Annotated in this window: 9 protein-coding genes; 1 reads left to right on the top strand and 8 read right to left on the bottom strand. The window is 40.7% G+C overall.

Translation table 11 applies throughout. The annotated features are described in order from the left end of the window. Positions 1 to 208: 208 nt before the first annotated feature. The 8 genes from fusA to fkpA all read right to left on the bottom strand — a co-directional run bounded on the left by fusA (position 209) and on the right by fkpA (position 6,461). Positions 209 to 2,305, bottom strand: coding sequence for an elongation factor G (gene fusA / locus A1QC_RS01120; RefSeq protein ID WP_017025432.1), 2,097 nt, complete (start codon positions 2,303 to 2,305; stop codon positions 209 to 211). Positions 2,306 to 2,520: 215 nt separating this feature from the next. After that, positions 2,521 to 2,991 carry a 30S ribosomal protein S7 gene (gene rpsG, locus A1QC_RS01115; RefSeq protein ID WP_017025431.1) on the bottom strand — a complete coding sequence of 157 codons (471 nt, stop codon included), beginning with the start codon at positions 2,989 to 2,991 and terminating at the stop codon, positions 2,521 to 2,523. A gap of 111 nt (positions 2,992 to 3,102) precedes the next feature. Further along, positions 3,103 to 3,477: a 30S ribosomal protein S12 gene (gene rpsL, locus A1QC_RS01110; RefSeq protein ID WP_004399892.1), complete on the bottom strand. Its 375-nt coding sequence runs from the start codon at positions 3,475 to 3,477 to the stop codon at positions 3,103 to 3,105. 187 nt (positions 3,478 to 3,664) lie between these two features. Continuing rightward, the gene (gene tusB / locus A1QC_RS01105) at positions 3,665 to 3,946 is read right to left on the bottom strand and encodes a sulfurtransferase complex subunit TusB (RefSeq protein WP_017025430.1); all 282 of its coding nucleotides are present in this window, start codon (positions 3,944 to 3,946) and stop codon (positions 3,665 to 3,667) included. 22 nt (positions 3,947 to 3,968) lie between these two features. Beyond that, entirely contained in the window at positions 3,969 to 4,322 is a 354-nt protein-coding gene (gene tusC, locus A1QC_RS01100) for a sulfurtransferase complex subunit TusC (protein WP_017025429.1), read from the bottom strand. Continuing rightward, complete coding sequence (gene tusD, locus A1QC_RS01095) at positions 4,322 to 4,729, bottom strand: sulfurtransferase complex subunit TusD (protein ID WP_017025428.1); 408 nt, start codon at positions 4,727 to 4,729, stop codon at positions 4,322 to 4,324. The genes tusC and tusD overlap by 1 nt, the downstream gene beginning before the upstream one ends. Then, positions 4,726 to 5,406 carry a helix-turn-helix transcriptional regulator gene (locus A1QC_RS01090; protein WP_050990328.1) on the bottom strand — a complete coding sequence of 227 codons (681 nt, stop codon included), beginning with the start codon at positions 5,404 to 5,406 and terminating at the stop codon, positions 4,726 to 4,728. Before A1QC_RS01090 ends, tusD begins: the two co-directional genes overlap by 4 nt. A 260-nt stretch (positions 5,407 to 5,666) precedes the next feature. Then, positions 5,667 to 6,461 carry an FKBP-type peptidyl-prolyl cis-trans isomerase gene (gene fkpA, locus A1QC_RS01085; RefSeq protein WP_017025426.1) on the bottom strand — a complete coding sequence of 265 codons (795 nt, stop codon included), beginning with the start codon at positions 6,459 to 6,461 and terminating at the stop codon, positions 5,667 to 5,669. A gap of 439 nt (positions 6,462 to 6,900) precedes the next feature. Here fkpA and A1QC_RS01080 point away from each other — a divergent pair, with 439 nt between their 5' ends. Then, on the top strand, positions 6,901 to 7,131 hold the full coding sequence (locus tag A1QC_RS01080; RefSeq protein ID WP_017025425.1) for a SlyX family protein: 231 nt from the start codon (positions 6,901 to 6,903) through the stop codon (positions 7,129 to 7,131). Positions 7,132 to 7,202: the final 71 nt, after the last annotated feature.

Here is a 7,202-nt window from a genome sequence, read left to right as displayed (position 1 = left end):
TACGTTCAAATTTTTCTTTAGACACAATCGTGTTCCTTCCTAGTTATGATTCGCTTTGATAAGTTTTCACCAAAACGCGCCAGAATTTGCTATTTTATGCGTCAACTTTCATCAACGCAATAGATTCGTTACTTAATCAGCCAATTGTTTAGCAACCGAAATGGTTAACAAACGCTTGGTTCATCAAACTAATGCTTAATAAAGTTTATTAACCACGTTCTGCAATAATTGCTTCTGCAACATTTTTAGGTACTTCAGCATACTCTGAGAATTCCATTGAGTATGAAGCACGACCTTGAGTAGCAGAACGTAAGTCGGTTGCGTAACCAAACATCACAGACAACGGAACCTGAGCTCGAATAATTTTCAAGCCAGCATGACCTTCGTCCATTCCTTCAATAATGCCGCGGCGACGATTAAGATCACCAACCACATCCCCCATCCAATCTTCAGGGGTAGTTACTTCAACTTTCATCATTGGTTCTAAAAGCACAGGTTGTGCTTGTAGAGCACCGTTCTTGAAAGCCATTGAGCCAGCAATTTTAAACGCCATCTCATTTGAGTCGACATCATGATACGAGCCATCAAATAAAGTCGCTTTGACATCCAATACAGGATAACCAGCAAGCACACCATTATTCATTTGCTCTTCAATACCTTTCGCTACTGAACTGATGTATTCACGAGGAACAGCACCACCCACGATTTCGTCAACAAATACAAATCCCTCACCAGGTTCTGATGGCTCAAGTTTCAGCCATACGTGACCATATTGACCACGACCACCTGATTGACGGATAAATTTACCTTCAATTTCTGTTTTACCACGAATGGTTTCACGATAAGCCACTTGAGGCTTACCCACATTACAATCAACGCTGAATTCACGCTTCATACGATCGACGATAATATCTAAATGTAACTCACCCATACCAGAAATCAGTGTTTGACCTGTTTCATCGTCCGATTCAACACGGAATGATGGATCTTCAGCTGCTAATTTACCCAACGCGATGCCCATCTTATCTTGATCGGCCTGTGAGCGAGGTTCTACTGCAATTTGAATAACAGGCTCAGGGAATTCCATGCGTTCAAGAATGACTTTATGGTTTTGATCACATAACGTGTCACCCGTCGTCACATCTTTCAAACCAATTGCTGCGGCGATATCACCAGCGTGAACTTGCTTGATTTCTTCACGCTTATTCGAGTGCATTTGCACAATACGACCCAAACGCTCGCGCTTTTGCTTCACTGAGTTGTAAACCGTATCACCAGTATTCACGACACCTGAATACACGCGCATAAAGGTCAAAGTACCCACAAATGGGTCGGTCGCAATTTTAAATGCCAAAGCAGCAAAAGGTTCATTATCATCGGCATGACGTTCGACTTCATTTTCATCGTCATCAATACCCTTGATAGCAGGTACATCAACTGGCGATGGTAAGTAATCGATAACCGCATCTAATGCAGCTTGAACACCTTTATTTTTAAAGGCTGAACCACATGTAGCTAAAACAATTTCATTATTCAATGTGCGAGTACGAAGCGCTTGTTTGATTTCCGCTTCAGTTAACTCTTCACCTTCAAGGTATTTATCCATTAACTCTTCAGAGGCTTCCGCAGCGGCTTCAATCAAGTTACTGCGCCATTCTTCGGCCAGTTCTTGCATGTCTGCCGGAATCTCTTCATAGGTAAAGGTCATCCCTTGGTCGGCATCATTCCAGTTAATCGCTTTCATCTTGATAAGGTCAACCACCCCTTTAAAATCTTCTTCAGCGCCAATATTCAACTGAATAGGAACTGGATTTGCACCAAGACGATTTTTAATTTGGTCGATAACACGGAAGAAATCAGCACCGGTACGGTCCATTTTATTCACGAATACCATACGCGGCACGTGATATTTATCCGCTTGACGCCATACAGTTTCAGATTGAGGCTCAACGCCTGATGAACCACAAAAAACAACGACTGCGCCATCAAGTACACGTAATGAACGCTCAACTTCGATAGTGAAGTCTACGTGTCCTGGGGTATCAATGATGTTGATGCGATGATCTTCAAATTGCGCTTCCATACCGCGCCAAAAAGTCGTCGTTGCAGCAGAGGTGATAGTAATACCACGCTCTTGCTCCTGTTCCATCCAATCCATGGTGGCGGCACCATCATGCACTTCACCAATTTTATGAGAAAGGCCGGTATAGAACAGAATACGCTCAGTTGTGGTTGTTTTACCCGCATCTACGTGCGCACAAATACCAATATTACGGTAACGCTCTATAGGAGTCTTACGAGCCACTGTTGCATCCTCTTAACTAATACCAATTTCGATAAATGACTGGCTAGAAGTAGCACAATATCTATAGAAATGGGCATCAAAATCTTAAGCCGTAGCTTTTGATGGTGATACTAAATCAAATTTTACATAGCTTGAAATAGCAAAAAAGTGCTGCGAGAAAAACTCGCAGCACAGTAGGTATAACTATCGCTGCCTCTTTGTAAACAAAGAGTCTATTACCAACGGTAGTGTGCGAACGCTTTGTTCGCGTCTGCCATACGGTGAACGTCTTCACGTTTCTTAACAGCAGTACCTTTGTTTTCTGACGCATCAAGCATTTCAGCAGCTAGACGCATTGCCATAGATTTTTCACCACGCTTACGCGCAGCTTCAACCATCCAGCGCATAGCAAGTGCGTTACGGCGAACCGGACGAACTTCTACAGGCACTTGGTAAGTTGAACCACCCACACGGCGAGATTTAACTTCTACCGCTGGACGAACATTTTCAAGAGCTTCTTCGAATACAGCTAAGTGATCTTTACCAGATTTCTCAGCCATTGTATCTAATGCAGTGTAAACAATTTTTTCTGCAGTTGATTTCTTACCATCAACCATAAGGATGTTTACAAATTTCGCCAGCAATTCAGATTTGAATTTAGGATCTGGAAGGATCTTACGCTGGCCTATTACGCGACGACGTGGCATGGATGTTTCTCCGTTGTCTTCTTCAGGTTATCCAAAACTTTTCAGTTTTTTCAAAATACAATTATTTTAGTGTTTGGCCTTACTTAACGTTTATTTTTTACAAAATAGACATTAAGACTTAGGACGTTTAACACCATACTTAGAACGACCTTGTTTACGGTCGTTAACGCCAGCACAGTCAAGTGCACCGCGAACGGTGTGGTAACGCACACCTGGTAAATCTTTAACACGACCACCACGGATAAGAACAACACTGTGCTCTTGAAGGTTATGACCTTCACCGCCGATGTATGAAGTAACTTCAAAGCCGTTAGTTAGACGAACACGACATACTTTACGTAATGCTGAGTTCGGTTTTTTTGGAGTAGTAGTATATACGCGAGTACATACACCACGTTTTTGTGGACACGCTTCTAGCGCAGGCACGTTGCTTTTAACAACTTGCTTTGCACGTGGCTTGCGTACCAACTGGTTAATAGTTGCCATTAAATAGCTCCTGATTTACGAAAATAAGCTTGTGAAAAATCTAACCCTATCGACTCTCTACATTTACACATAGCGAGAAATAGGGACGCAAAATTTTATGCATCAAAGGGGAGTGTGTCAAGAAATATACAATCATGAGGCGAGCTTTTTTATTAACGTTGTCATTAAACTTCATAAATAATGCGGGTTATTCCCACGTCATTGTTTGAATATGCATTTCCGTCAAACCGACAAACGCATCAAAATCAACAAGTTGAGATTTAAATATTGATTGAACATCCAGCCCTCTTGCTTGGACATCTTGCGCCAATGCATAACAATGATCAAGGTGATCTTTTATTGGTCCATTGAGCACTTTTTGGCTAATTAATCCATAAACCGCATCTTCAACTAAAATAAACTGATCGTCTAGATGGCTAAACAGGAGGGAATCTTCAATGGCATCGATCGTTTTAATGATGTGGAGCATAAACTTGAACCTTCTGATCCGATTAAAATGTCACGATTTTATCGCATTGATGAAGACGAGATCGTATCTCTTCCACTGAAAGAGCTTGGCTAGTAATAACCAATGAACTCGCCTCCAATGAAAACTCTAACAAGGATTGTTTGCACACAAACACATTTTCGATATCGTACAAATCAAGCAATTTGAATGCAGCGATATAATCACGAGATAGCACCTGTTTAGGATCTTGGTTTGAGCATAATTGAGTCACACCATCACCAATAAAAAAGACGTCAATATCATCACAAAATGCTGAAGCGGCTAATAATGCATCTAACCCTTCTCGCCCTTTTGCACTCGAATGCGGAAACGAGCGAAAAACAAAACCTATTCGCATTAAAATTGCACCACTCTATCTTGAAGTAACATGGCTTCTGCTAACCCACCTAATCCGGCTAACTCGAAGCCTAAGGCAGTGTTATCCGATTCCAAGTTATGTAACTTAGCTTCATGTGAATCAACGATACCACGACGTAACGAGGCTGCAACACAAGACTCTAGCTTAACATGGTGTTGCTGGGATAATTGTTGCCATGCTTTAGTCAAGTCGAATTCATCGTTAGCAGGAAGTGTCAGTTTGGAAGCGTTATGCACTCCATCTTGATAAAAAAACACGCTCACTAAACGGTGTCCTTTTTCTATTAAAGCACATGCAAAAAGATATGCGTTTTTGGCGGATTGACTGCCATACACTGAGCCATTGACAATCAGGGTGTAGGTTAGCGGGCGATGTTCTGCACTCACTTTTCACCATCCTCCACTTTTCGTTGACGAATATACAGATAAACCGTGTGCTTAGAGATGTTTAAACGATCCGCAACACGATTAATCGCATCTTTGATATCAAAAATACCTTTATCATACAGATCCATCACAATCTGGCGGTTCTTGGTATTATTCGAGACCGATTTATCTGCATTGATCTCTTCGATGGTTCTTTCTACCGTTTGATCCACCAGCTCTTCAACATCGCTAGCAAAGTTGACAGAAGACGCCGCTTCTTCTGCTTCTGCTGTGGGCATGAAGGCATGTAATACCTGAGAAAATGGCGCATCCAAATTGATGTTGATACACAATAAACCAATAACGCGTTGCTCACCGTTACGAATCGCAATAGTGATCGACTTCATCAACACACCACCTTTGGCTCGAGTAAAGTAAGATCGTGAAAAGTTGCGCTGTGATCCTTCGATGTCTTTAAGCATTTTCAAAGCTAAATCGGTGATCGGTGATCCTACTTGGCGGCCCGTGTTTTCTCCATTGGCAATTTTTATCGCTGAAGTATTCAGATCTTCTAAAGAATGCAAAACGATTTCACAATAATTACCAATCAGGCTCGCTAAACCATCCACCACCGCTTCATAGGAGTTCAAGATGATCTTGTCGTGTTCCGAGAACGGTTTTACATAAACCGATTCCATCTCTAGTAACGTCTCAGAATGGGCAATTTCAGAATTATTCACACACACCTCTTGGGATATTTACGGCTCATATTCAAGTAACATATAAACAAATTAAGGTAAGTTTATCAGAAAATTTGAATTAGATATTAGCGTAACTTCAATATGATGATTCAGAACAATTTTTGGGGGCGTTTATTAGAAGTAGTCGACATTAAAAAGGCTCACCATAAAGATGAGCCTTTTGCTATTTTACAGCGTGTTCGCCATTAAATAGAAACTTATTGTGCGGCAGCTGGTGCTTGCTCTGCTTTCACAGACATTAGTTCAATTTCAAAGACTAATGTTGAGTTTGCTGGAATCGTTGGTGTATCTTGCTCACCGTAAGCTAATTCTGGCGGGATAACAACTTGGTATTTAGAGCCCACTTTCATTAATTGAACAGCTTCAGTCCAACCAGGAATCACACGGTTAAGTGGGAACGTTGCTGGTTCTTTACGATCGTAAGAACTGTCAAACTTAGTACCGTCAACTAACTTACCTTCGTAGTTAACAACCACTGTATCCGTTGCTTTTGGTGTCGCGCCTGTGCCTTCTTTTTCAACTTTGTAAAGAATGCCAGATTCTGTTTTCTTCACGCCATCTTCTTTTTCAAAGTTAGCACGGAATTCATCACCTGCTTTTTTGCTTGCTGCTGATTTTTCAGCGGCTTGAGCTTGCATCTTCTCAGATACACGCTTATCTAGGCCTTGAAGCACTTTAGCAGTTTCTTCTTCAGTCATACCTGACTTATCAGAGAACACATCTTCAATACCTTTCAATACGATATCTTTATCAAGGTTAATGCCAATTTCAGCTGGTTTTTCGATGCTTGTATTTAAGTAGTTAGCAAAAGATACGCCGATTGCATATGCTGCTTTTTCATCATCTGTTTTATACTGAGTAGTTGCCGATGCTGCAGATTGAGCTTGCTCAGTTGGAGCAGCCGTTTGTGCATCTTTTGACTCTTCTTTTTGACAGCCTACAGCGAGTAGTACAGTTGCTGCTAACAGCGATACTTTAAAAATCGGTTTCATTAAATTCTCCAGCATGATGGCGAACCATCGTTATGATTTATAAAAATTGTTGTAGCAATATACTAGCGCCTTGAGCCCTAGTCGAGAGAGTATTTGTTATGAGTATAAAAATAACCCACAAAAAATATAACCCCTACTCTATGCAACTTTAGCGTTATACCCCACTTATAAAACAATTACTTAGTGGGTGGTCGCATATTATAAAGTTGCCGTATTATCACGTTGTTATATTAAACCTGTGTTAGAAGACCGTGTTTTTTTTGCAAAGTTCCTTCTATTTCATAGAAATTAACGATTTATTGCTCTTTATTACATTAAATATTGACGTTATTCATCGAAGCACCGATGACGTAGGGATCTACAGTGGTTAAATATTCAGGTATAATGTGGGTCAATATTGCGTTAATCCTTAACTCTCTTAATTATAAAAGTGAACCCAATGACTTCAGATAATCTTGAGCTCGAACTGCAACAACGTATTAATGATCTTGAGTGTCAAGTTGCTTTTCAAGAACAAACGATTAATGACTTGAATGATGCGTTAAGCCAACAGCAACTTCAAATCTCCCTCATGCAAGATCAGATGAAATTTGTGGTGGGTAAAGTAAAAAACTTAGATGGCTCTAACTTAGCCGATGCCTCAGAAGAAACACCGCCTCCACATTATTAAATCTTATCGGCAATAAAAAACGTCAACCTAATAGGCTGACGTTTTTTTATATCTGATATATCAAAGCAGTG

This window comes from Vibrio rumoiensis 1S-45 (assembly GCF_000286955.2).
GTDB lineage: Bacteria > Pseudomonadota > Gammaproteobacteria > Enterobacterales > Vibrionaceae > Vibrio > Vibrio rumoiensis_A.
Note: the sequence above shows the minus strand (reverse complement) of the source record. Positions and strands in the feature narration are given on the sequence as shown.